This window comes from Streptomyces sp. NPDC018019 (assembly GCF_044327805.1).
Classification (GTDB): Bacteria; Actinomycetota; Actinomycetes; order Streptomycetales; family Streptomycetaceae; genus Streptomyces.
On the sequence record NZ_JBIRGD010000002.1, the window covers coordinates 380,018 to 403,493 of the forward strand.

17 protein-coding genes are annotated in these 23,476 nt (G+C 73.0%); 6 read left to right on the top strand and 11 right to left on the bottom strand.

What is annotated here, in order from left to right; translation table 11 throughout:
- Positions 1 to 1,563: FG-GAP-like repeat-containing protein (locus ACH4FX_RS04895; protein WP_398475187.1), on the bottom strand; the 1,563-nt coding region annotated here is incomplete at its 3' end.
- Between the two features lie 114 nt (positions 1,564 to 1,677).
- Positions 1,678 to 1,947 (bottom strand): hypothetical protein, encoded by a 270-nt coding sequence (locus ACH4FX_RS04900; RefSeq protein WP_398475189.1) that lies wholly within the window; start codon positions 1,945 to 1,947, stop codon positions 1,678 to 1,680.
- Positions 1,948 to 2,379: 432 nt separating this feature from the next.
- Here ACH4FX_RS04900 and ACH4FX_RS04905 point away from each other — a divergent pair, with 432 nt between their 5' ends.
- Complete coding sequence (locus ACH4FX_RS04905) at positions 2,380 to 3,369, top strand: LuxR C-terminal-related transcriptional regulator (protein WP_398475191.1); 990 nt, start codon at positions 2,380 to 2,382, stop codon at positions 3,367 to 3,369.
- A 129-nt stretch (positions 3,370 to 3,498) separates the two neighbouring features.
- Here ACH4FX_RS04905 and ACH4FX_RS04910 read toward each other — a convergent pair whose 3' ends face one another.
- Positions 3,499 to 4,890 carry an NADP-dependent succinic semialdehyde dehydrogenase gene (locus ACH4FX_RS04910; protein ID WP_398475193.1) on the bottom strand — a complete coding sequence of 464 codons (1,392 nt, stop codon included), beginning with the start codon at positions 4,888 to 4,890 and terminating at the stop codon, positions 3,499 to 3,501.
- A gap of 770 nt (positions 4,891 to 5,660) precedes the next feature.
- Here ACH4FX_RS04910 and ACH4FX_RS04915 point away from each other — a divergent pair.
- On the top strand, positions 5,661 to 6,410 hold the full coding sequence (locus tag ACH4FX_RS04915; RefSeq protein ID WP_398475195.1) for a L,D-transpeptidase: 750 nt from the start codon (positions 5,661 to 5,663) through the stop codon (positions 6,408 to 6,410).
- Here the strand turns inward: ACH4FX_RS04915 and ACH4FX_RS04920 are convergent.
- The 4 genes from ACH4FX_RS04920 to ACH4FX_RS04935 are packed head-to-tail and all read right to left on the bottom strand — an operon-like array spanning position 6,397 to position 12,212.
- Complete coding sequence (locus tag ACH4FX_RS04920) at positions 6,397 to 8,520, bottom strand: dipeptide ABC transporter ATP-binding protein (RefSeq protein WP_398475197.1); 2,124 nt, start codon at positions 8,518 to 8,520, stop codon at positions 6,397 to 6,399. The genes ACH4FX_RS04915 and ACH4FX_RS04920 overlap by 14 nt on opposite strands.
- A gap of 10 nt (positions 8,521 to 8,530) precedes the next feature.
- The gene (locus ACH4FX_RS04925; RefSeq protein WP_398475510.1) at positions 8,531 to 9,445 is read right to left on the bottom strand and encodes an ABC transporter permease; all 915 of its coding nucleotides are present in this window, start codon (positions 9,443 to 9,445) and stop codon (positions 8,531 to 8,533) included.
- Between the two features lie 11 nt (positions 9,446 to 9,456).
- On the bottom strand, positions 9,457 to 10,407 hold the full coding sequence (locus ACH4FX_RS04930) for an ABC transporter permease (protein ID WP_398475198.1): 951 nt from the start codon (positions 10,405 to 10,407) through the stop codon (positions 9,457 to 9,459).
- A complete protein-coding gene (locus tag ACH4FX_RS04935) occupies positions 10,404 to 12,212 on the bottom strand; it encodes a peptide ABC transporter substrate-binding protein (protein ID WP_398475200.1) in 1,809 nt (602 codons plus the stop codon). The genes ACH4FX_RS04930 and ACH4FX_RS04935 overlap by 4 nt, the downstream gene beginning before the upstream one ends.
- Before the next feature lie 225 nt (positions 12,213 to 12,437).
- On the opposite strand from ACH4FX_RS04935, the gene ACH4FX_RS04940 reads away from it, so the two are divergent.
- From ACH4FX_RS04940 to ACH4FX_RS04950, 3 genes are all read left to right on the top strand, one after another.
- Positions 12,438 to 13,601 carry an ROK family protein gene (locus tag ACH4FX_RS04940; protein ID WP_398475202.1) on the top strand — a complete coding sequence of 388 codons (1,164 nt, stop codon included), beginning with the start codon at positions 12,438 to 12,440 and terminating at the stop codon, positions 13,599 to 13,601.
- A gap of 77 nt (positions 13,602 to 13,678) precedes the next feature.
- Positions 13,679 to 15,178 carry a M81 family metallopeptidase gene (locus ACH4FX_RS04945; protein ID WP_398475204.1) on the top strand — a complete coding sequence of 500 codons (1,500 nt, stop codon included), beginning with the start codon at positions 13,679 to 13,681 and terminating at the stop codon, positions 15,176 to 15,178.
- Between the two features lie 146 nt (positions 15,179 to 15,324).
- Positions 15,325 to 17,703, top strand: coding sequence for a phosphoketolase (locus ACH4FX_RS04950; protein WP_398475206.1), 2,379 nt, complete (start codon positions 15,325 to 15,327; stop codon positions 17,701 to 17,703).
- Positions 17,704 to 17,760: 57 nt separating this feature from the next.
- On the opposite strand, the gene ACH4FX_RS04955 is transcribed toward ACH4FX_RS04950, so the two are convergent.
- Entirely contained in the window at positions 17,761 to 18,456 is a 696-nt protein-coding gene (locus tag ACH4FX_RS04955; protein ID WP_398475208.1) for an SDR family oxidoreductase, read from the bottom strand.
- A 224-nt stretch (positions 18,457 to 18,680) separates the two neighbouring features.
- Between ACH4FX_RS04955 and ACH4FX_RS04960 the strand changes: the two genes are divergently transcribed.
- On the top strand, positions 18,681 to 19,628 hold the full coding sequence (locus ACH4FX_RS04960) for a LysR family transcriptional regulator (protein ID WP_398475209.1): 948 nt from the start codon (positions 18,681 to 18,683) through the stop codon (positions 19,626 to 19,628).
- Here the strand turns inward: ACH4FX_RS04960 and ACH4FX_RS04965 are convergent.
- The 3 genes from ACH4FX_RS04965 to ACH4FX_RS04975 form a co-directional block, all read right to left on the bottom strand.
- A complete protein-coding gene (locus tag ACH4FX_RS04965; protein ID WP_398475210.1) occupies positions 19,515 to 20,807 on the bottom strand; it encodes an MFS transporter in 1,293 nt (430 codons plus the stop codon). The genes ACH4FX_RS04960 and ACH4FX_RS04965 overlap by 114 nt on opposite strands.
- Before the next feature lie 70 nt (positions 20,808 to 20,877).
- Complete coding sequence (locus ACH4FX_RS04970) at positions 20,878 to 22,050, bottom strand: amidohydrolase family protein (protein WP_398475212.1); 1,173 nt, start codon at positions 22,048 to 22,050, stop codon at positions 20,878 to 20,880.
- The gene (locus ACH4FX_RS04975; protein WP_398475214.1) at positions 22,050 to 23,474 is read right to left on the bottom strand and encodes a glutamine synthetase family protein; all 1,425 of its coding nucleotides are present in this window, start codon (positions 23,472 to 23,474) and stop codon (positions 22,050 to 22,052) included. The genes ACH4FX_RS04970 and ACH4FX_RS04975 overlap by 1 nt, the downstream gene beginning before the upstream one ends.
- Positions 23,475 to 23,476: the final 2 nt, after the last annotated feature.

The window sequence follows — 23,476 nt, forward strand, 5'->3', positions numbered from 1 at the left end:
CTTACCATCGCCGTTGAAGTCACCGGCCACCGGCTTACTGCGCTCCCAGTTCCAGCTACCGGTCGTACGGTCGTCGTTGTCCCACACGCGCTTCGGGCCGCGGATTCCTCCCTCGTAGGAGTAGAGGATGTGGAAGGCGGTGTGGTTGCCGCCCTGATCGTCCTGGCCCTCGTTGTAGAGAATGCCGAGGTCGGCCTTACCGTCGCCGTTGAAGTCACCGGCCACCGGCTTACTGCGCTTCCAGTTCCAGCTACCGGTCGTACGGTCGTCGTTGTCCCACACCTTCTCGGGCGCCTTGAACCCGGAACCGGTACTGATGAACTCGTACAGGGTGGTGATGTTGCTGCCGGAGCTGTTCTGGCCGTTGTTGTACAGGACCGCTATGTCCGCCTTGCCGTCACCGTTGAAATCGCCGACGCTCAGCTTGCTGCGGTCGGCGTTCCAGCTCCCGGTGGCGGCGTTGTCGTTGTCCCACACCTTCTCGGGCGCCTTGAACCCGGAACCGGTACTGGTGAACTTGTACAGGGTGGTGATGTTCTTGCCGGAGCTGTTCTGGCCGTTGTTGTACAGGACCGCTATGTCCGCCTTGCCGTCGCCGTCGAAGTCGCCCGTGGTGGTCGTGGGCACGGCCTTGTTGGCGACAAAGAATCCGGCGGCCGCGGAGACCGGACCGGCCTGTCCGGCGGCGTTCTTCGCCCGAACGGTCAGCTTGTGCGGGCCATCGCCGAGTTCGGTGGTGTCCAGTGAGGAGGCGAAACTGTTCCCCTTGCTGGCGACGGAGTCGACCAGCTCACCGTCGATGTAGAAGTCCGCGCCCGTTGGTGTACCGACGCTCTCCGCGACCGAGGCGGTCATGGCTACCTGGCCGTCCAGAATGGCGCTGTCCGAAGGCCCGGTCACGGTGGCGACGGCGGGTGACGCGGACGGAGCCCCCGGATCGGTCTCGGGGTTCACCGGACCGTCGACGATCTTCTTGTAACGGTATGCGCGGTACGTGCTGACCGGGTGGCCGGACAGCATGGAGGCGTTGAAGTTGCCCACGTAGCGCTGGGTCGGAACACTCCGACCGCTCTCCGAGTAGTAATAGAAGGTCTGGGCCGACCGGTCTTTCCAGCCTGCGAACAGAACAACATGGGTGTTGGTGTCGTTGAGGATGTCACCCGGCTGCAGCTCCGACCGGCTGATCTGCGTCGACACATCCCGCAGGCTCCAAGTGTTGCGGCTCTCCGGAAGCTGCCAGGCCATGGATATGTAGCCGGAACAGTCCTGGCGGTAGCGGCCTCCCGTCTTGGAGTCCTGCCACCAGCTGTAAGGCGAATTGAGCCCGTTCGAACTGTACGGGACACGGGCGTCGGCCCAGACTCTGGCCCGGTCGATCACCTGCTGCCGGGTCACCTGACCACCCGGGGCGGCACCATGGCCCATCGTCCCGGTCGACGTCACCGCGCGGTAGCCGGCCTGGACCGAATCCGCGTGCGCGGTGCCGGTCACCAGGGCAACGGATGCGATCGCGGTGGTGAGAAGCATGGAGGAACCGCGGAGCGCGGCTTTCCTCACGGACATACGTGTCTCCAGAAATGCGAAAGTTGCAAGAAAAAAGAAAGCTGCGGAACTGATGCCACAACACGTCAGGAGGCTGGATCGGAACGGTGCGACACCGGCCGGAACGTAGTGGGCTCAGGCAGCGGGAACGGCGAAACCGTAAGCGGCGAGAGGCTCCTCGGCCCGGGCCAGCAGGACATGCATGTGCCGCAGGCCGTACGGGGCGCCATCGGCCCGTACGAAGAGGAAGAGGTCCAGTCCGCCCTCGACGGACCGTGCTCGGATGTGTTCCAGGCCGTCGGAAGGGACCGCGTGCGCCCACAGCAGATCGTGGACGAGGGCGGCCTCCTCTTCAGAGACGGGCTCGTTGTCGCCGCGCTCGAAGCGGACGTGGAACACCTGCACCGACGATCAATCCCAGCTGATCACGTTGCGGACGGCGCCGGTCATGCGACCGGCGTCACGACCCGCCGTACCCGCAACTCCGTGAGCGGAGACAGCGGGAGCAGTGAACGGGACGGTCGCAAGCGGCCGGAGAGAACACAGCATGAAGGGCTCCGATGCACGAGTCGATGTCAGAAAACGGGGTGGCTTGCCGGTGCACTGGGCCGGCATTCACGGTCCTCGACCGGGGGCACGGTCGGCGTCACGGTTCCGCCTCTCCTGCCCGGTCAGTCCGATCCTGCCGCTCCCTCCCCCCTGCCGGAAGAGATTTCCGCTGGCACTAAAGCGCCAGGCACCTTGGTGACATTTGTGCGCCCCTGAGCGAGATCGCATAAAATCGGCCGACCGACGGCCGTGACCTGCCGGTTCCGGTGCAGGACGAGGGGAAAAGGAATGCTGGAAGCGCTGGGGCTGGATGCTCACGCCGAAACCGTCTACCGGGGGATGCTGGCGAATCCGACGAGCGGAATCACCGAGCTCAGCGTGCTACTGGGCCTGCCCGAGAGGCAGGTGAGAGACGGGCTGGACCGTCTCGTGGATCTGAACCTCCTGCGGGCCTCCCGCGATGCCCCCGGAGCGCTGCGGCCCGTCAGCCCCGAGTCGGGACTGGAGGAACTGCTCCGGCGTCAGGAAGCCGACCTCTTCCGCCGGCAGCAGGAGCTGATACAGAACAAGGCGGCCGCGGCCCGGGCCGTCGCCGAATTCGCCGGCCTGCGCCCGGCCACGGAATCCCAGCATGCGGAGCGACTGGTCGGACTCGACGCCATCCAGTCCCGTCTGGAGATCCTCAGCCGGGAACTGAGGCACGAGTGCCTTTCGATCATGCCGGGCGGCGCCCAGTCCCCGGCCAGCCTCGACGCCTCACGGCCACTGGACGAAGACGCGCTGGCCCGCGACATCCGGATGCGGGCCCTCTACCAGGACGCCGCCAGAAACGATGCGGCAACCTTCGCCTACGCGCAGTGGACCGTGACGCGGGGCGGTGAGGTGCGCACCAGCGCCGTGCTGCCGCCCCGGTTGCTGATCTTCGATCGCACCACCGCCGTGGTCCCGATGGATCCGGCGCAGTCCCGTCAGGGAGCCCTGTGCACCACGGCCCCCGGCATCGTCGCCTCCCTCGTCGCCCTCTTCGAACTGACCTGGGACTCCGCTGTGCCCCTTGAGTACTCCCGAAGGAGACGGGCGGACGAGGACGGGATCACTTCCGGAGAAAAGGAACTGCTCAAGCTCCTCGCATCCGGTCTGACCGACGAGGCGGCCGGCAGACGGCTCGGGGTGTCCCTGCGTACCGTACGCCGTCAGATGGCCTCCCTTATGGAACGCCTGAATGTGACCAGCCGTTTCGCCGCCGGGCTCAAGGCCGGCCAGCGCGGGTGGCTGTGACGCGCACGGCCGTGGACGAGACCGGCCTGCGCTGCGGCAGCCGCGCAGCCGGTCCCACCGTCGCCGGCCACGGCGCGTGAGGCCGGGGAACGGTACGACAGCGCAAGTACCGGAGGACCGGCAGACGCCTCACACCCCGTGCCACACCGTGGTCGCGTTGCAGAATTCGCGGATGCCGTGGCCCGCCAGTTCGCGGCCGTAGCCGGAGCGTTTGATGCCGCCGAAGGGGAGGGCGGGGTGGGAGGCGGTCATGCCGTTGAAGAAGACGCCGCCGGCTTCGAGGTCGCGGACGAGGCGGTCCTGTTCGGCCTCGTCGCGGGTCCACGCGTTGGAGCTGAGGCCGAACGGGGTGTCGTTGGCGGTGCCGATCGCCTCGTCCAGGTCGTTGACGCGGTACAGCGTCGCGACCGGGCCGAACGCCTCCTCCCGGTGGATGCGCATCTGCGGTGTGATCCCGGCCAGTACCGTCGGCTCGTAGAACCAGCCGGCGGCCGGCTTCTCCGGGCGTTTGCCGCCGCACAGCGCCGCCGCGCCCCGCCGGACCGCGTCGTCCACCAGTTCCTCCAGGTCGGAGCGGCCCTGCTCGCTCGACAGCGGGCCGACATCGGTCGTCTCCTCCATCGGGTCGCCGACGGTCAGGGCGGCCATCCGCTCGGTGAAGCGCACCGCGAACTCGTCGTAGACGTCGGTGTGCACGATGAACCGCTTGGCGGCGATGCAGGACTGACCGTTGTTCTGCACGCGCGCGGTGACCGCGGTGCGGACGGCCGCGTCGAGGTCGGCGGACGGCAGCACGATGTACGGGTCGCTGCCGCCCAGTTCCAGCACCGTTTTCTTGATCTCGTCGCCGGCGACGGAGGCGACCGAGCGGCCGGCCGGTTCGCTGCCGGTGAGCGTCGCGGCGGCGACCCGGCGGTCGCGCAGGATCTTCTCGATCTCGCCGGAGCCGACCAGCAGGGTCTGGAAACAGCCTTCGGGGAAGCCCGCCCGGCGCAGCAGGTCCTCCACGTACAGCGCGGTCTGCGGCACGTTCGAGGCGTGCTTGAGCAGACAGGTGTTGCCCGCCATCAGCGCGGGCGCGGCGAAGCGGATGACCTGCCAGAGGGGGAAGTTCCACGGCATGACGGCGAGGACGGTGCCCAGCGGCCGGTAGCGCACGTAGGCGCGCGCGGCGCCCGCGTCCTTGACGTCGCCGGGGTCGGGTTCCTCGTCGGCGAGGAGTTCCGCGGCGTGCGCGGCGTACCAGCGCATCGCCTTGGCGCACTTGGCGACCTCCGCGCGGGCCGCCGCCAGCGGCTTGCCCATCTCGGTGGTCATGGTGCGGGCGATGCCGTCCTGGCCCGCCTCCAGCAGGCCGGCGGCGTTGCGCAGCAGTTCGCCGCGTTCGGCGAAGGTGGTCGTCCGGTAGCTGCGGAACGCCTGCGCGGCACGGGCGAGCCGGTCCTCGATGCCGTCCGCATCGAGCGCGTCGAAGGTCCGGAGCGTCTCGCCGGTGGCCGGGTTGACCGTGGCGATGGCCATGGGTGCACCTCCCGTGGGGTCGGGGTGGGCGGAAGGGGAAGCGGGGCCGGGCGGGTCCGCACGCGGCTGCGTGACCGGGCCCGCCCGCGCGCTACGTGAGCGGTCCGGGAGCCGGTGACGGGTCCGGTACCGGGTCGGGCCCCGGCGGGCGCGGTACCGGGTCGGGGGACGGCGTCGGCGGCTGCGGTGCGGGGGGCGGGGGCGTGGGGTCGGGCGGCCCGGGCGTCGGCGGCCCCGGCGTGGGTCCGGGCGCGGGGCCCGGCCCCGGTCCCGGCTCGGGTCCGCCGGGCCCCGGGGGCGGGGTGGGTGCCGGTGGTACGGGGTCCCGCTCCTGTTCCGGCTCGCTCGTACGGTGTGGTGTCGGTTGCCGCTCCACAGCAGACCTCCTGGGTCGGACGTCACGTGGTTCTCCGGCCCCGGTACCCGGGTTTCGCCGGTCTATCGCCCCGGCGCACGGTGGATTGCGCGCCGGGCGGCGACCACCGCGCCGATCCGCGGCCCTCGCCCCGAGCCTGCGACCACCGCGCCGCCCCGCGGCCACCGCGCCGGTCCGCGGCCCCCCACACCGCCCTGCGATCACGGCCCGGCAGCCCGGGACCACCCCCGGGCGAGCCACGGCCACCGTACGGGCGAGCCCGACCGCCTACGGCGAGCCGGGACCGGATGCCCCGCCCCAGCGCCCGTGACCCGCTGCGCAGGCCCGCGGTGCACGTTCCGTGTCGTCCGGTTCGTTCGCCGCCGCCCGCGCCCGTGAGCCCTACATTGCGTCCATGACCTCCGCGAGGACCCTGACGACCATGGCCTGCGCGGCCGCGCTCGCCCTGGCCGTGCCCGCCGCCGCCCCGGCCGTACCCCGCTCCCCCGGCGCCCCGGCCACCGCCGCAGCGGCCGGCCGTCCGCTGCCCGCCCGGATGGCCGACACCGGCGGCGGCCGTCAGCTGATCACGGCCCGCGCCCCGGACCTGCGCGCCACGACCGGCACGGTCAGCTGGTGGCAGCGGTACGGCCACCGCTGGCACCGGGTCGGTACGGCGCCCGCGCGCTTCGGGGCGAACGGGCTGGCCGAGGGCCGGACCCGCGAGCAGGGCACCTCGACCACCCCCACCGGCCTGTACGACCTGCCGTTCGCCTTCGGCCTCGCGGAGGCGCCGCCCGGCACGACCGTCCCCTACCGCCCGGTGCGCGCCACGTCCTGGTGGTGCCAGGACAACGCCTCCACCGCCTACAACCGGTGGGTGGACCCCCGGCCGCGGGACTGCGCGGCGCGGGAGGCCGAGCGGCTGGCCGGCTATCCGACGCAGTACAGCCGGGCCCTGGTCATCGGCTTCAACTACCACCGTCCGGTGCGCGGCCGTGGCGCGGGCATCTTCCTGCACGTCAACGGCCGGGGGGCGACGGCGGGCTGCGTGTCCGTACCGGCCCGTGCGATGGCGCGCATCGTGTCCTGGGTGAAGCCCGGCGCGCGCCCGCACATGGCGATCGGCACGGACTCCGGTCCCACGGCGATCACCCGCTACTGACCGGGCCGGGCGTCGCCACGAGGGGGAAGTGGCAGGCGACACGGTGTCCCGGCCCGGCCGGCTCGGTGGGGCCGGGCTCGCTCTCCGCGCAGCGCGCGCGGGCCGCCGGGCAGCGGGTGCGGAAGCGGCAGCCGGAGGGCGGGGCGGCGGCGGAGGGCGTTTCGCCGGTGAGAGGGGCGCCCGGCGCGGGGGCCGTCGGGTCGGGCGCGTTGACGGTGTCGAGGAGACCGCGGGTGTAGGGGTGCAGGGGGCGTTCGAAGACGTCCCGGGCCGGGCCGGTCTCCACCAGTTTTCCCAGGTACATGACGCCGACGGTGTCCGCGAGGTGCCGGACCACGGCCAGGTCGTGCGAGATGAACAGGTATGTCAGCCCGCGGTCGCGTTGCAGGTCGCGCATGAGGTTGAGGATCTGCGCCTGTACGGAGACGTCGAGCGCGGAGACCGGTTCGTCGGCGACGACGAGGGCCGGCGAGAGGGCGAGCGCGCGGGCCAGTCCGAGGCGCTGGCGCTGGCCGCCGGAGAATTCGTGCGGATAGCGGTCCGCCGCACCGCGCGGCAGGCCCACGTCGTCGAGGAGTGCGGCGACCCGCCGCAGCTGCCCGGCCCGGTCGCCGATGCCCTGGATGACCAGCGGCTCGCGCAGGATCGTTCCCACCCGCATCCGGGGGTCCATGGACGCGTAGGAGTCCTGGAACATCAGCTGTACGTCGCGGCGGTGGGCGCGCAGTTCCCGGCGGTTCAGGGTGGCGATGTCCCGGCCCGCGAAGCGGATCGCGCCGTCCGACGGCGGCTCCAGGCCGACGACCAGCCGCCCGAGGGTGGACTTGCCGCAGCCGGACTCGCCCACGATGCCGAAGGTCTCGCCGCGGGTGACGGTGAGGCTCACCCCGGCGACGGCGCCGACCTCCCTGGCGCCCTTGCGGCGGGCGAAGGGCCCGGCGTGCAGGGCGTACCGCTTGGTGACGCCGTCGAGGTCAAGGAGGACGGCACGGTCGGCGGGCTCGGTGGTCCGGCCGTCCGGTACGGCTTCGACGACGGCCCGGCCACCCGGTCCGGACCCCGCGTCGGGCCGCTCGCCGGCCGGGTGGAAGCACGCGTAGGCGTGGTCCGCGTCGCCCGCCAGGCCGGGTTCCGCCGTACGGCACTCGGCGGTGGCGTGGGAGCAGCGCGGCGCGAAGCGGCAGCCGGCGGGGCGGGTGAGGAGCGCGGGCGGCAGGCCCGGGATCGTGGCGAGGGTGGTCCGTTCGCCCGCGGCGCGTTCGGGGAGGGCGGCGAACAGGGCTTCCGTGTACCGGTGCCGTGGCGCGGCGAAGAGGCCGCGGACCCCGGCGCGTTCGGCGATCCGGCCGCCGTACATCACCGCGACCCGGTCCACCCGCTTGGCGATGACGCCGAGGTCGTGGGTGACCAGGATCATCGCCATGCCGAGGCGGGCCCGCAGGTCGTCGATGAGCTCCAGGATCTGGTGCTGGGTGGTGACGTCGAGGGCGGTGGTCGGCTCGTCGGCGATCAGCAGCGCGGGCTCGCACACCAGGGCCGTGGCGATGGCGACGCGCTGCCGCATACCGCCGCTGAGCTGGTGCGGGTAGTTCTTCATCCGCTCGGCGGGCTGCGGCATGCCGACCAGCCGCAGGGTCTCCTCGGCCTTCTCCCAGGCCTGCCGCCGGGTGATCTCCCGGTGCAGCAGCAGTGGTTCGGCGACCTGGGCGCCGATGGTCATGGTGGGGTTGAGGGAGGTCAGCGGGTCCTGGAAGACCATGCCGATGGTGTTGCCGCGGACGTCCCGCAGGACCGGTTCGGGGGCGGCGGCCAGGTCCACCGTGCCGTCCGTGCCGGGACCGCCGCCCCGGTAGAGGATGCGGCCCCCGGTGATCCGGCCGCCTCGGGGCAGCAGGCCCAGGACGGACAGCGCCGTCATGGTCTTGCCGCATCCGGACTCGCCCACGATGCCGAGGGCTTCGCCGGGGGCGAGGTCGAAACCGACGCCGTCCAGGGCGTGCACCGTGCGGTCGCGGCCGGTGATCTCGACGTGCAGGTCCTCGACGGCCAGCAGCGGCGCGGCGGCACCGGACGCCGGGCGGGTGGCGGCGGACAGGGGGTCGGCGGTCATGGGCCCTTCCTCAGCTCTTCCGGAGGCGCACGTCGAAGGCGTCCCGCAGGCCGTCCCCGATGAAGTTGAACGCGGCGACGACGAGGACGATGGCGAGGCCCGGCGGGAAGATCAGCCACCAGTGGCCGACCTGGGTGTAGGTGATGCCGGCGGAGAGCATGGAGCCCCAGTCGGCGGCCGGCGGCGGGATGGACAGGCCCAGGAAGGAGAGGTAGGCGACGTAGAGGATGGCGTCGGCGACCTGGAAGGTGGCGTTGACGATGACGGTGCCGGCGGCGCCCGGCAGGATGTGCCGGAACACCGCCCGCGCCCCGCCGCCGCCCATCAGGCGCATGGCGTGCACGTAGTCGCGGCTGCGCAGGGCGAGCGCCTCGCCGCGGATGAGGCGGGCCGGGGACAGCCAGGCCACCGAGGCGATGATCAGGATGAGCACGGGCTTGCTGGGCGTGATGATGGCGGCGACCACGACCAGCAGGAACAGCGCGGGGATGGCGAGCGCCGCGTCGGTGACGCGCATCATGACCGCGTCCGCCCAGCCGCCGAAGTAGCCCGCGACCGCGCCGTAGACGGTGCCGAAGAGGGTGGCCAGCAGTCCGGCGGCGAGGCCGACTTCGAGGGAGGTCCGGCCGCCGTGCATCAGCCGGCCGAGCATGTCGTAGCCGAGGTCGGTGGTGCCGATGAGGTGGCCGGGGCTGCCGGGCGGCAGGCTCGCCTGCGACAGGTCGGTGTGGATCTGGTCGGTGGGGTGCAGCAGCGGGCCGAGGTAGCACAGGGCCAGCAGGCCGAGCAGGACGAGGGCGCCGGTGAGGGCGAGTCGGTCGCGGGTGAAGACGGCGAGGGCGCGGCGCAGCGGTCCGGGGGCGGCGGGCGCCGGGCCGGGCGCGCCGGGGACCACAGCCGGCGCGGGCCCGCTGGGCGTGGCCATGAAGGGTGCGGTCACGACACGCTCCTGATGCGGGGGTCGAGTACGGCATAGGCGATGTCGGTGATCAGTGAGCCGAGCACGGTGGCCACGCCGACGACCAGGGTGACGCCGAGCAGGACGGGGAAGTCCGAGCCCTGGGCGGCGTTCCAGAACAGCAGCCCCATGCCCGGGTAGTTGAACATCGACTCGACGACGAGGGTGCCGCTGAAGAGGGTGGGGAGGTAGAGCCCGAGGAGGGTGGCGAGCGGGATCAGCGCGTTGCGCAGCACGTGCCGGGCCATGATGCGGGCGCCCGACTGCCCTTTGGCGCGCGCGGTGCGTACGTAGTCCTCGTCGAGGTTGTCCAGTACGGCCGAGCGCATGTAGCGGCTGAACGCGGCGATGATGCCGAGCGCGGTGGTCACCACGGGCAGGACCAGCGCCGGGGCGTCGGCGAGCAGACCGCCGACGGTGTCGGCCTGCGGTGCCTCGGCCGGGAAGATCGGGAGCTGCTGGCTGAGGACGAGGACCAGGACCAGGCCGAGGAAGAAGACCGGGGTGGCGTAGGCGAGGAAGGCGGCGCCGGTGAGCAGGTAGTCGGCGGCCCTGCCGCGGCGTACGGCCTGGAGGATGCCGAGCGGGACGGCCAGTACGGCGGCGAACGCGATCGACAGGCCCGCCAGCAGCGCGGTCTTCGGGAGGCGCTCGCCGAGCAGGGAGGCGACGGTCTGGTTGAGCTTGTAGGACTCGCCGAGGTCGCCGGTGAGCAGCCGCCCGAGGTACATCACGTACTGCTGCGGCAGCGGACGGTCGTACCCCTGCTGGTGGTCGAAGTGGGCGATGGCCTCCGGGGTGGCCTTGACGCCGAGGATGGCGCGGGCCGGGCCGCCGGGGAGCAGGTGCAGCAGGACGAAGACGATGACGGAGACCAGCAGCAGGACGACGACGGCCTGCGCGACGCGCTTGGCCAGGAAGCGGATCACCGGCCGGTACCGCCCTTCCTGACGTAGTACCAGTCCTGCGGCGCGAGGCTGAGGGTGGGGTTCTGGTCGATGCCGCGCAGGTCGTTGCGGATGACGGAGACCTGGTAGGCCGGGTTGGGCGTCCACAGGACGGGCACCTGGTCCGCCGTGTAGCGGGCGTAGTCGCGCAGTGCGGTCGGGTCGGCGGAGAACTCGGTCCTCTTGATCAGCTGGTCGGTCTTCGGGTCGGACCAGTTGCCCATGTTGGAGGGCGCGCCGGTGGCGAAGAGCGATTCGCCGCTGGCCACGGTCGGGAAGTACCAGCTGCCCTGCGTCCCGAAGAAGCCCAGCTGCCAGGCGGAGCACACCGGTTCCGACCGCTTGCAGGGGACGGTGGTGCCGAGGACCGTGTTCAGCGGCTGCTGCCGGATGTCCAGGGTGATGCCCGCCTTGTCCATGGCCGACTTGATCTCCTGCATCGTGTTGGACGTCTCGGTGGAGCCGGACTGGGAGAGGAGTTCCAGGCGCAGGGGCTGCCCGGCGGGGATGTCCTTGCCGCACTGGTCCGTTCCGGTGCCGGGGCGTGCGCAGCGCAGCCGGCCGTCGGTGCGCTGCCAGCCGTGCGCGGCGAGCAGCGCCTGCGCCTTCTCCGGGTCGTACGGGAACGGGTCGCGGTCCAGCTGTCCGGCGGGCACCGGGCCACGGGTGGGCTCGGCGCTGCCGTGCCAGACGACGTCGGAGATCGCCCGCTGGTCGATGAGGTGCTGGAGGGCGCGGCGCAGATAGGTCTGGCGGAGCAGCGGCCCGGCGGTGGGGTGGTTGAAGTTCAGGACGATGTAGGTGATCGCCCAGCCTTCCCACGGGTCGATGCGGTAGCCCAGCTCCTTGAAGCGCGTGGACTGGGCCATGACGGACGGCGGGATGTAGCCGTAGTCCACGCCGCCGGCGCGCAGCACGTTGAATTCGGAGTCGGCGGTGGTGAAGGGCTTGAGGACGACCCGGTCGAGATGAGGTTTGTCGGGGCCGCCGTACTGCCGGTTGGGAATCAGCGACACCTGCCCGGAGGTGGTCCACTTTTCGATGCGCCAGGGTCCGCTGACGGTTTTCCAGAGCGGGTCGGTGGCGAATTCCGACAGCCGTTTGGCGTGGCGCAGCAGCCGCGCGAAGACCTTTTCCGGTTTCTCGTCGTCCGGGTCCCAGGCGTGTTTGGGCAGCGGGGTGAAATCCTGCAGCTGGTTCCCGGTGAACCAGTCCGGGTTGTACGCGCGGTCCAGGCGCAGCCGGAAGGTGTGGTCGTCCACGACCTCGAACGCCTTGACGTTGTCGGGCAGCAGGCCCGGCGAATAGCCCGCCCACTCTTCCTTGTCGTGCTTGATCAGGTCGTACCAGAACTCCACGTCGCGGCTGGTGACGGGCGTGCCGTCGGACCAGCGGTAGCCCTTCTTCAGGGTGATGGTGACGGTGGTGTTGCCGTCGCTGTACCGCGGCTGCCCGGCGAGGTTGCGCGGGCTGTCCATGGTCAGGCCCGCGCCCTTCTTCCCGGCCGTGTAGAGCGGCGGGTAGAGCAGGTCCTGTACGGCGTTGTTGTACGAGGCCAGGTAGCCGGCCGCGCCGATCGGGAAGATCCAGTTGGGGGTGGCGGCGGGCGGCAGGGCCATGGTGGCCGTACCGCCCTCGACGCGGGTGCCGCCGGTGGCGCCGAGACCGGTGATGGCGCCGTCCTTCGGCCCGCATCCGGTGAGCGTGCCGACGCCGAGGAGCAGCGCGGCCACCGCGCCGAGCAGGGCGCGGACGGGCCCACGTCGGCGGGTGCTGCGCGGCCCCATGCTGCCTCCGGAAGGTCGGCCGGTCGAAGAGTGCGAGAAAAGTACGGACGGCCGCGAAAAGAAGTCAAGGGGCTGGCAGAACATCGCCAATTGTTGTGTACTGAGGGCCACTTGATATCCCGGCTTTCTTCGCACCCCGAAGAAAGCCACCGCCATGGGAAGACACCGCCGTATTCCGGCGCTCGCAGCCGAAGGGCCCGCCATGACCGCCGCCGAGACCCCGGCATGACCACCGTCGAGCCCGGCTCCGCCGCCCACGTCCTGGAACTCGTCGCGACCGGCACCGCCCGCTCGCGCGCCGACCTCGTACGGGAGCTGGGGCTCGCCGCCTCCACCGTCTCCGCCCGCGTCCAGGAACTGGTCGACGCCGGGCTGCTGACCGAGTCCGGCGAGGGCGCCTCGCGCGGCGGGCGCCGTCCGCGGCTGCTGCGCGTACCGGACGGCGGCACCGTGGCGCTCGCCGCCGACCTGGGCAGCCACCACATCCGTACCGGCGCGGTGGGCCTGACCGGCACCGGCTACGACATCGACGAGTGCGCCTTCGACCTGACGGCCGGACCGGAACCGGCCGTCGGCCTGCTCGCCGGACGGCTGACCGCGCTGGCCGAGCGGCAGCGCGCGGCCGGCCGCACCGTGTGCGGGGTGGGCGTCGGCTTCCCCGGGCCCGTCGATCCCGCGTCCGGCCGGGTCGTCGCGCCGTCCCGGATGCCGGGCTGGCACCTGTACGAGCTGCGCGCCCGGCTCGCCGAGCGGCTCGGCCTGCCGGTGCTGGTCGACAACGACGCCAACGCCCTGGCACTCGGCGAGCACCGGTCCGCCCACCCGGGCCTGCGGCACCTGGTCGTGGTCAAGGCGGGGCGCGGCATCGGCTCCGGCGTGATCAGCCACGGCCGGCTCTACCGGGGCGCCCGCGGCTGCGCCGGCGACATCAGCCACGTACGGGTGGACGCCGCCGCCGAACGCCCCTGCTCCTGCGGGAACATCGGCTGCCTGGAGACCGTGGCCAGCGGCGCGGCGATCGCCGCCGCACTGCGCGAGCGGGGCGTCGGGGCGGACTCCACCACCGACATCCTGCGGCTCGTCGAGGACGGCGAACCGCACGCCACGACCCTGGTACGGCAGGCCGGCCGGCACATCGGCGCGGTGCTCGGCGTCGTGGTGAACTTCTTCAACCCGCAGGCCGTGGTGCTGGGCGGCGCGCTCTCCGCGGCGGAGCCGCTGGTCGCGGCGGTCCGCGGCGTGCTGTACGAGCGCTGTCTGCCGATGGCGACGAGCGAGCTGACCATCGTCGCCGCGAGCCGCGGCCCGGACGCGGGCCTGCTCGGCGCCGGGTACGCCGCGCTGCGCGAACTGGCCGCCGGCGGCGGGCTGCCGGTCGTACGGACCTGACTTCCCCACGAAGACATCCCCAGGACCCCCGGCCCCAGGCCCCTGGGAAGACGCCCCCACGAAAGGTGCACCACGACATGCGCATCGCGATCGGCGGCATGGCCATCGAGTCGAGCCGGTTCTGCCCGCACCGCTCCACGTACGACGACTTCCGCGTCACCCGTGGCGCCGCGCTGCTGGACCGCTACACCTGGACGCGGCCGGACAGTGACCTCGCGGACCGGGTGGAGTGGGTGCCGCTGGTGCACGCGGTGTCCGTACCGGGCGGGCCCGTGGAGCGGGACACCTACGACCGGATCAAGTCCGAGCTGGTCACGCGCATACGGGCGGCCGGGCCGCTGGACGGCCTGGTCTACGACATCCACGGCGCGATGAGCGTCACCGGGCTGGACGACGCCGAGGCGGACCTCACCGAGGCCGTACGGGACGCGCTCGGCCCCGACGCGCTGATCTCGGCCGCCATGGACCTGCACGGCAACGTCTCGCGCCGCTTCGCCGAACTGCTCGACCTGCTCACCGCGCACCGTCTGGCCCCGCACGAGGACGTCTGGGTCACGCGTGAGCGGGCCGCCCGCAAACTGGTCGGGCGGCTGGCCTCCGGCCGGGGCCGCCCGTACCGCGCCTGGGTGCAGGTGCCGGTCCTGCTCCCCGGCGAGAAGACCAGCACCCGTCTGGAACCGGCCAAGTCCCTCTACGGCAGGCTCGCGTCGGTCGAGGCGCTGGACGGCATCGTGGACGCGGCGATCTGGGTGGGCTACGCCTGGGCCGACGAGGAGCGCTGCCGGGCCGCGGTGGTGGTGACCGGCGACGACCGGAACCTGGCGCTGGCGCAGGCCCGCTCGCTCGCGCAGGAGTACTGGGACGCGCGCCGCGACTTCGTCTTCGCCGGCCCGGCCGGCGACGCCGACACCTGCATAGCGCGCGCCGTGGCGTCCACCGCCCGCCCGTTCCTGATCAGCGACTCCGGTGACAACCCGACCGCGGGCGGCGCGGGCGACCTGGCGTACATGCTGGGCCGGCTGCTGGCGAACGAGGAGCTGGCGAGCGGGCGGGTCACCGCGCTGCACCCCGGCATCACCGATCCGGCGGCGGTGGCCGCGTGTTTCGAGGCCGGGGTCGGCACCCGGGTGACGGTCGAGGTCGGCGGCCACATCAGCGCGGGCACCGGCCCGCACGCCGAGCCGTACAAGCTGACCGGCACGGTCACCGCTCTCCAGGAGCCCGCCACGCCCGCCCCCGGGGCCCCGCGCGGCAACCCGGCGTACGACGGAGGCGGCCGCAGCGCCGCCGTCACCCGCGGCGGCGTGACCGTGGTGCTCACCGAGCGGCGCAGGCCGTTCCACACCCGCGCCGACTTCGGCCCGCTGGACCCCGCCGCGTACGACCTCGTGGTGGTGAAGATCGGCTACCTGGAGCCGGAGCTGCACGCCCTGGCCGCCGACTGGCTGCTCGCCCTCACCCCCGGCGGCGTGGACCAGGATCTGCCGCGCCTGGGGCACCACCGGGTCGCCCGCCCGCTCTACCCGTTCGACGACGCGGGCTTCGAGGACCCGGACCTGACGCCGGTGCTGCTCTGACCGGACCCCGGAACGGCCGTACCGCTGAACCGCCGGGCCCGGAACGGTCCGGCTGACCGGTACGGCCGATATGCGCGGCGCCGGTGCATGACGGCCCGTACGGTGGAGAGGCGCTCCCTGATCACCTTTTCCGACGGAGGGCCCCGATGGCGTCGCCGACCCCGCTCACCGACAGCGACCTGCTCGATCTCGACGCGCACTGGCGGGCGCTGAACTACCTCGCCGCCGGCCAGATCTACCTGACCGGCAACCCGCTGCTCACCGAGGACCTGCGGCCCGAGCACATCAAGCCGCGGCTGCTCGGCCACTGGGGCACCTGCCCCGGCCTGAACCTCGTCTACACCCACCTCAACCGGGTCATCAGCACCCACGGGCAGGACGCGGTGTGCGTGTGGGGGCCGGGGCACGGCGGGCCCTCGGTGTTCGCCGGGGCCTGGCTGGAGGGCACGTACGGGGAGCTGAATCCGGACGTCGGGCGGGACGCGGCCGGGATGGCACGGCTGTTCAAGCAGTTCTCGTTCCCCGGCGGGGTGCCCAGCCACGCCGCTCCCAACGCGCCGGGCTCCTTCCACGAGGGCGGTGAGCTGGGGTACTCCCTCTCGCACGCGTACGGCGCCGCGCTGGACAACCCGGACCTGCTGGTGGCGTGCGTGATCGGGGACGGCGAGGCGGAGACCGGGCCGCTGGCCGCCTCCTGGCACGCGAACAAGTTCCTGGACCCGCGGCACGACGGCGCCGTGCTGCCGGTCCTGCACCTGAACGGCTACAAGATCGCCAACCCGACGGTCCTCGCCCGGCTGGACGAGGACGAGCTGGACGCGCTGCTGCGCGGATACGGCCACGAGCCGCTGTACGTCACCGGCTCGGACCCCGCGCAGGTGCACCGGGACATGGCCGCGGCCATGGACACCGCGCTGCACCGCATCCACGAGGCGCAGCGCGCGGCGCGCAGCGGCGACGAGCGGGCCCGGCCCCGCTGGCCCATGATCGTGCTGCGCACCCCCAAGGGCTGGACCGGTCCCGACACGGTGGACGACACCCCCGTCGAGGGCACGTGGCGCGCCCACCAGGTCCCGCTCTCCGGCGTCCGGGACAACCCGGACCACCTGCGCCAGCTGGAGGGCTGGCTGCGGTCGTACGCGCCACAGGAGCTGTTCGACGGCGACGGCCGGCCGGTGGAGCGGGTGCTGGCCTGTGTGCCGCACGGCGACCGGCGGCTCGGCGCCTCCCCGCACGCCAACGGCGGCCGTCTCGTCCGGTCCCTGCCGCTGCCCGACCCCGAGAAGTACGCGGTGCCCGTCGACAAGCCCGGCACCCGGATGCACGAACCGACCCGGGTGCTCGGCGGGATGCTGCGCGACCTCATGGAGCGGACCGCGGACCGCCGCGACTTCCGGCTGTTCGGCCCGGACGAGACGGCGTCCAACCGCCTCCAGGACGTGTACACCGCCACCGACAAGACGTGGCAGGCCAGGACCGAGCCCACCGACGAGCACCTGGGGCGGCACGGGCGCGTCATGGAGGTGCTCTCGGAGCACCTGTGCCAGGGCTGGCTGGAGGGGTACGTGCTCTCCGGACGGCACGGCCTGTTCTCGTCGTACGAGGCGTTCGCGCACATCGTGTCGAGCATGGCCTCGCAGCACGTCAAATGGCTCCAGTCGGCCCGCGCCATCCCCTGGCGGGCGCCGGTGGCGGGCCTGAACTACCTGCTGACCTCGCACGTCTGGCGCCAGGACCACAACGGCTTCTCCCACCAGGACCCCGGCTTCGTCGACCACATCCTCAACAAGGACCCGCACACGGTACGGGTCTACCTGCCACCGGACACCAACAGCCTGCTCTGCGTGGCCGACCACGTGCTGCGCACCCGGGACGTGGTCAACGTGGTCGTCGCCGGCAAGCAGCCGTGCTTCGACTGGCTGGACATCGAGCAGGCGCGGGCGCACTGCGCGCGCGGCGCGGGCATCTGGGAGTGGGCGGGCACCGAGCGGCCCGGCACCCGCCCCGACGTGGTGCTCGCCTGCGCCGGTGACGTACCGACGCAGGAGGCCCTGGCCGCCGCCTCGCTGCTCCGCGCCCACCTGCCGGACCTGTCCGTACGGTTCGTCAACGTCGTCGACATGACCCGGTTGCAGCCCCATGAGGAGCACCCGCACGGGCTGACGGAGCGGGAGTTCGAGGCCCTGCTCCCGCACGACGTGCCGGTGGTGTTCGCGTACCACGGCTACCCGTGGCTGGTGCACCGGCTCACCTACCGCCGGGCCGTCCACCCCCACCTGCACGTACGCGGCTACAAGGAGATGGGCACCACCACCACGCCGTTCGACATGGTGCTCAGCAACGACCTGGACCGCTACCGGCTGGTGATGGACGTCATCGACCGGGTGCCGGGGCTGGCCGTGCGGGCCGCCGGGGTGCGGCAGGCGATGGCGGACGTACGGCAGCGCCACCACGGCTGGATCCGCGAACACGGCACGGACCTGCCGGAGGTCGAGGAGTGGAGCTGGCCGGACGGCGGGCGGTGACGGCGCGCGGCCCGCACGAGGCGAGCCGCCGGCCGCTCCGGGGCCCGGTCGCCGCGTCTACCAGGGCACGGTCCGCCCCTGGTGGTCGACGAAGTGGAGGCCGGGCTTCCCGCGGTGGGCCTCCATCGTCTCCGCCACCCCGGGAATGCTCTCCTCCACGCTGAGTTCGGCGTCCGGTCCGCCGAGTCCGGTGCGCACCCAGCCCGGGTCCATGAGCAGCAGCGTCCGCGGGTCCGCGGCGTGGCGGGCGGCGTAACAGCGCATCAGCTGGTTCAGCGCGGACTTGCTGGCCCGGTAGAGATCCTGTCCGCCGTCGGTGTTCAGACCGATGCTCCCCTGGTCGGAGGACATGACGCCGATGGTGCCGCCCGGCGCGACCAGGGGGCGCAGCCACTCCACGACGCGCATCGGGCCGAGCGCGTTGGTGAGCATGACCTCGGTGAACATGTCCGCCGGGACCTCGCCGATCGGGATGTCGCCGCGGGTGATGGCGGCGTTGACGAAGAGCAGGTCGAGGGTGCGCGGCGCCAGTCGGTCGCGCAGTGCCGCGATCTGTTCGGGAGCGGTCATCTCCAGCGACTCGACGGTCAGCCGCCCGCCGGCCGTTTCGGCCAGGTCGTGCAGGCCGGTGCGCCCGCTGCCGCGGACCGTGCCGATGACGTCCCAGCCACGGCGGAGGTACTCGGCGGCGAGCCCGAGGCCCAGGGTCCGGGAGGCCCCCACGATGAGGGCGGTGCTGCGGGTTTCGGTCATGGGGTTCCCCTCGTGGGCCAAGGCTGTTCGTGGTCAGGGCTGCTCGGTGCAGGAGTGTTCGCGTTCAGGACCGCATGCCGCGCAGGGCTGCTTGTGGTCAGGACCGTTCGTGGTCGGGGCTGTCCGTCCATCGGGCCCTCGGTGCCGACGAGCAGGAACCCCAGTCTGCGAGCGGGGTGTCCGGGCGTCCAATACCCTTGCGTCCGCATTGATACCGTCACGGCATGGACCTGGATCTGCGCAAACTCCGCTATTTCCTGGCGGTGGCCGAGCACCGGCACTTCGGCCGGGCGGCACAGGCCCTGTTCATCGCCCAGCCGGTCCTCAGCCGGCAGATCCGCGCGTTCGAACAGGAGCTGGGCGCCGAGCTGTTCACCCGGACCACGCGCAGCGTCGAGCTGACCCCCGCGGGGCAGCAGCTGTACGACGAGGCGCCGAGGATCACCACAGTGGTGGACACCGCGCTGCGGCGCGTCCACGAGGCCGGGCGGGGCGAGCGGCGGCTCGTCGTCGCCTTCTCGCCCGGCCTGCACGTGTCGGACGCGATCCGGGCGTACACGGCGCGCCACCCGGAGATCGCGATCGACGTCTTCCCGCTGCGCTGGTGGGAGCGGGACGCACCGCTCCGCGACGGCCGCGCGCACGTCGGCTACCTCCGGCACCCCTTCGACGAGGCGGGGCTGCACACCGTCCCCGTCGGCCGGGAGACCAAGGTCGCGTGCCTGCCCGTGAGCCATCCGCTGGCGGGCCGCCCCGCCCTCACCTCGGCCGATCTGGAGGGCGAGCCGGTCCTCGACGTCCGGACGCGGCGGACGTCCTCCCTGGAGGAGAAGTTCGAACTGATCGCGTCGGGGCAGGGCATCGCGCTCGTCCCCCGCAGCGTCGCGGCGTCGTACCGCCGCCCCGACCTCGTCTACCTGACCGTCACCGACGCCCCTCCCGTCGGCACCTGCCTGGCGGCCCCGGAGGACAACCGCGCCGGTCCGGTACGGGACTTCCTGGACATCGCCACCGCGATCCTGCGGCCCGACGGTGCCGCGGACACCCGGGAGCCGCCGTCACGGCCGCGGGTCGTGGGCGTCGTAGCGGGCAAAGCCGCGCCGCCACAGGCCCAGGAGCAGGACCGTCACGACGCAGGCCAGGCCGCCGCCGACCACGGCCACGGAGGGTGAGGCCAGGTCGGCCGCCGAACCGGCCAGGAAGTCGCCGAGCCGGGGCCCGCCCGCCACCACCACGATGAACACGCCCTGGAGGCGGCCGCGCATCCGGTCCGGCGCGGCGGCCTGGAGCATGGTGCCGCGGAAGACCATCGACACGGTGTCGGCGCAGCCGGCGACGGCCAGGAAGAACAGGCCGAGCCACAGGTGACGGGTCAGGCCGAAGCAGGCGATGGCCGCTCCCCAGGCGGCGACCGCGACCAGGATCGCCAGGCCGTGCCGGCGGACGGTGCCCAGCCAGCCGGAGAACAGCGCGCCGAGCACGGCACCGACCGCGGGCGCGGCGACGAGCAGCCCCACCGTCTTCGCGTCGCCGCCGAACCAGAGCACGGCGACCGCGGGGAACAGCGCGCGGGGCTGTGCCAGCACCATCGCCGCCAGGTCGAGGAAGAAGGTCATGCGCAGGTTGGGCCGGGTGGCCAGGAAGCGCAGCCCCTCCAGGACGGAGGCCCGGCGCGGCGCCTCGTCGTCGCCGTGGTCGGGGCGCATGGCGGGCAGCCGCCACATGGCGTACAGGGCGGCCGTGAAGCAGCCCACGTCGATCAGGTACGCGGCCTGGTAGCCCCACAGACCGACGAAGACGCCGCCCAGCATGGGGCCGCCCATCATCCCGAGGTTGCTGGTCAGCGAGCTGAGGGCGTTGGCGGCGGGCAGCTGCTCGGGCGGCAGCAGGCGCGGGATCATCGACGAGCGGGCCGGGGCGTTCATCGCGAAGCAGACGGCCTGGAGGGCGACGACCGTGTAGAGCACCCAGACCTGCCGCACGTCCAGCAGGGCCGCGGCGGCCAGCGCCACGGACAGCACCGTGGCGCCCACCGCGCTGAACAGGCCCAGCTTGCGGCGGTCGACGGTGTCGGCGATGACGCCGCCGTACAGCCCGAACACGACCAGCGGGACGAGCGAGCACAGGCCGACCGCGCCGACGGCGAAGGTGGAGCCGGTCAGGGCGTACACCTGGAGGGAGACCGCGAGGGCGGTCATCTGCTGGCCGACCCAGGAGACGGTGTTGCCGAACCACAGGCGGCGGTAGGGGGCGGAGGCGCGCAGCGGCGTGATGTCGGCGAAGACGCGGGTGCGCAGCGGCGGACGGGACTTCGGGGTGGATATGGCAGGAGGCACGGGGCAGTAAAGCACGATCGGTGGGGGTGCCACTTACCTGGGCGGCGGGCTCCTCGCCGTGCCCGGCCGGATCGTCCGGCCCGCCTCAGCTCCCCGAAAGCCCGTACACGCGGCGGGCGTTGCCGGCCGCGACCAGTGCCGCGACACGGGCGGCGTCCGCCGCCGACCAGGCGCCGGAACGCACCCAGCCGGTGAGCACCTCGTCCAGCGCCGTACGGAAGGCGGCGCTGCCGACCGTGTACAGCTCCGGCAGACCGTAGGCGTCGGTGGAGAAGAGGAGTTTGCCGAAGGGGGCCAGCTCCAGGAACCCGGCCAGCACGGCCGACGCGCGCGGCCCGGTGTGGCCGAGGCCCAGGCCGACGTCGGCGTAGACGTGCGGGAAGGCGTGGGCCAGGTAGCCGGCCTGCCGGTGGTACGGGTAGCAGTGCAGCAGCACCAGGTCGGTGCCGGTGCCCGCGGTGGCGTGCGCGAAGTCGGTGAGCAGCGCCGGGTCGGCGCGGTGCAGGCGCAGGTCGGGATCGCCGAAGCCGGTGTGCAGCTGGAGCGGGCGGCCGGTGCCGGCGGCGAGCCACAGCAGGTGGCGCAGCAGGACGGGGTCGGTGAGCCGGCGGACGCCGGTGGCGAGCCAGGCGCGGGCGGCGGTCACCACGTCGGCGGTGGTGGGCGGTTCGGGGGCCAGGGCCAGTCCGTGGCGGTAGGCGGCCACCGACTTGAAGCCGACGGCGCCGCGGGCCGCGTCCCGTACGGCGTCGGCGAGCTGGGCGGCGAACACCTCGGCCGCCGGGCCGTACCCCGCGCCCGTGCCCGCCTCCCCCGCCCGTACACCGGCCGCGACCCGTTCGGCCAGCGTCTCCAGGCGGACGATCTCGTGTCCGGTGCCGCCGCCCGCCTCGGCCGTCTCATGGGCTCCGGTGAGGTCGCCGGGCAGCCCGGTGTCCACCAGGTACGTGCCGATGCCGGTGCCGCCCAGCAGCAGGCGCCGCACCTCGGCCGCGCCCAGTTCGCGCCGCCGGGCGAGGTAGTCGCCGGGCGAGCAGTGCGGCGCGAGGCCGAGCAGCGGCGGGCACCAGCGGCGGACGGCGAAGCCCGTCTGGGTGTCGAAGAAGGTGGTGCCCGCGGCGGCGGGCCGGTCCGACTCGGTCAGGTACGCCTCGAACTCGGCGGCCGGCAGGTCGCCGCGCAGCACGCCGTGGCAGTGCTGGTCGATCAGCGGCGGCAGTTTTGGGGACCAACCGCCGCCGGGGCCGTCCGTGGTCATCAGTACCTCCAGCGGGTGGCGGCGGCGATCTCTTCGGGCTCGCTGTCGGCGAAGTGCGTCGCCTCGGCCCGGCGCACCGCGATCACGGCGCCGTGCAGCACCTCGCCCATGGCCTCTGCCAGCGCCGTGGACCGGGCCAGCCGGTCGGTGGACTCGGTGAGCGAGGAGGGCAGGCGGACGATGCCGCGCCGGGCGCGTTCGCGCACGCCCAGGGCGCCCGGGTCGCCGCTGACCGGCGGCGGCAGTTCGGCGCCCGCGGAGAGTCCGTGCAGCCCGGCGGCGATCACCGTGCCGACGGCCAGGTACGGGTTGGCGGCGGCGTCGAACGGCTTGATCTCGGCGTGTCCGCCGTCCGGGTCGCCGGGGGCGCCGGTGACCAGGCGCAGCGCGGCCTCCCGGTTCTCCACGCCCCAGCACTGGTAGGCCCCGGCCCACACGGAGGGGGCCAGCCGCAGGTAACTCGCGGGCGACGGGCAGCCGATGGCGAGCAGGGCGGGCAGCGCGTCCAGGACGCCGCCGAGGAACCGTACGGCGTCCGCGTCGAGGCCCCACCGGGCGTCCGGGGCCCGGTGCAGGCTGTGTTCGCCGCGGTGCAGGCTGAGGTGGAGGTGGCAGCCGTTGCCGACCTGGCCGGCCACGAACACCGGCGCGAAGCTGGCCCGCAGGCCGTGCCGCAGGGAGACGGCGCGTACGGTCTCGCGGACCAGGACCAGGTCGTCGGCGGCGCGCAGCGGGTCGGCCGGTGCGGTGGACACCTCGAACTGGCCCGGCGCGTACTCGGGGTGGAGCTGGAGCACGTCCACGCCCTGGAGTGCCAGCGCCTCGGCCACGTCGCGGAGGTAGTCGGAGAGTTCGACGACGCGGGTCATGCCGTAGGCGGGGCCGGCGCAGGGGTGTTCCAGGGGGTCGGCGATGTCCGCGGACCCGCCGGGGCGCCCGCCGCCGTCCGGCTGCCGGCCGGGCCCCGGCGGGCGGGTGACGACCCATTCGGTCTCGAAGCCCATCCGCAGGTCGAGTCCCGCGTCGGCGGCGCGGTCCACCATCCGGCGGGCGAACTGCCGCTGGCAGCCGGGGTGCGGCGTGCCGAGCTGGTCGTAGCGGTCGACCGGCGCCCAGGCCCAGCCGGGCTGCGCGGCGAGCACCGTGATCCGCTCCAGGTCGGGGAAGAGCCGCAGGTCGCCGTCGGGTCCGCCGAGGTGCGCGGAGGCGGTGACGGCGTCGTCGGAGGTGAAGACGTCGAAGACCGGTGACATGCCGACGCCGCGCTGGACGGCGGGCGCCAGCCGGGCCGTCGGCACGGTTTTGGTACGGGCGATGCCCGCGTTGTCGACCCAGGTCAGGGCGATGGCGCGGACGTGTTCCGCGTCCAGCCGCGCCGCCGTCCGGCGGGCGTCGCCCCACTCTTGCGCAGACCCCGGTCCCATGG

Bases quoted from the DNA above. Each gene is read 5' to 3' on its own strand.
- ACH4FX_RS04920 (WP_398475197.1), bottom strand. From the start codon at position 8,520: ATGACCGCCGACCCCCTGTCCGCCGCCACCCGCCCGGCGTCCGGTGCC.
- ACH4FX_RS04955 (WP_398475208.1), bottom strand. From the start codon at position 18,456: ATGACCGAAACCCGCAGCACCGCCCTCATCGTGGGGGCCTCCCGGACC.
- ACH4FX_RS04905 (WP_398475191.1), top strand. From the start codon at position 2,380: ATGCTGGAAGCGCTGGGGCTGGATGCTCACGCCGAAACCGTCTACCGG.
- ACH4FX_RS04910 (WP_398475193.1), bottom strand. From the start codon at position 4,890: ATGGCCATCGCCACGGTCAACCCGGCCACCGGCGAGACGCTCCGGACC.
- ACH4FX_RS04925 (WP_398475510.1), bottom strand. From the start codon at position 9,445: ATGGCCACGCCCAGCGGGCCCGCGCCGGCTGTGGTCCCCGGCGCGCCC.
- ACH4FX_RS04915 (WP_398475195.1), top strand. From the start codon at position 5,661: ATGACCTCCGCGAGGACCCTGACGACCATGGCCTGCGCGGCCGCGCTC.
- ACH4FX_RS04975 (WP_398475214.1), bottom strand. From the start codon at position 23,474: ATGGGACCGGGGTCTGCGCAAGAGTGGGGCGACGCCCGCCGGACGGCG.
- ACH4FX_RS04945 (WP_398475204.1), top strand. From the start codon at position 13,679: ATGCGCATCGCGATCGGCGGCATGGCCATCGAGTCGAGCCGGTTCTGC.
- ACH4FX_RS04940 (WP_398475202.1), top strand. From the start codon at position 12,438: ATGACCACCGTCGAGCCCGGCTCCGCCGCCCACGTCCTGGAACTCGTC.
- ACH4FX_RS04970 (WP_398475212.1), bottom strand. From the start codon at position 22,050: ATGACCACGGACGGCCCCGGCGGCGGTTGGTCCCCAAAACTGCCGCCG.
- ACH4FX_RS04960 (WP_398475209.1), top strand. From the start codon at position 18,681: ATGGACCTGGATCTGCGCAAACTCCGCTATTTCCTGGCGGTGGCCGAG.
- ACH4FX_RS04950 (WP_398475206.1), top strand. From the start codon at position 15,325: ATGGCGTCGCCGACCCCGCTCACCGACAGCGACCTGCTCGATCTCGAC.
- ACH4FX_RS04935 (WP_398475200.1), bottom strand. From the start codon at position 12,212: ATGGGGCCGCGCAGCACCCGCCGACGTGGGCCCGTCCGCGCCCTGCTC.